A 391-nucleotide genomic window follows, 5' to 3' on the forward strand; every position below is an offset into this window, starting at 1 on the left:
AAGGAAGCGTTCCTCGGTCAGGTCCGGGCGTTTCAGGTAACCCCGGGCCACACCGACGCCGCCGATGTACAGCTCGCCGATGCTGCCAATCGGCAATGGCTGCATGGCCTCGTCGAGGATGTACAAGCGCAGGTTGGCGATGGGCTTGCCGATCGGCACGATCACATCGTCCACCGAGCAACGCCAGACCGAGACGTCGATGGCCGCTTCGGTCGGGCCGTACAGGTTGACCAGCGCCGCCGGGTGCAGGCCCATGAAGCGTCGCACCAGGTCAACCGGCAAGGCTTCACCACTGGCGAACACTTGGCGCAGGCTCTGGCAATCGACCAAGCTCGGCTCTTCGACAAAGGCTCGCAGCATCGACGGTACGAAGTGTAAGGTCGTGACCCGT

At 63.7% G+C, this 391-nt stretch carries 1 protein-coding gene; it reads right to left on the reverse strand.

Annotated features, from left to right (window positions below; genetic code table 11):
* The coding region (locus V7773_RS30275; RefSeq protein ID WP_336076506.1) for an AMP-binding protein at positions 1-391 on the reverse strand (391 nt) is incomplete at both ends.

This window comes from Pseudomonas sp. 3JA (assembly GCF_036961705.1).
GTDB classification, from domain to species: domain Bacteria; phylum Pseudomonadota; class Gammaproteobacteria; order Pseudomonadales; family Pseudomonadaceae; genus Aquipseudomonas; species Aquipseudomonas fluorescens_Q.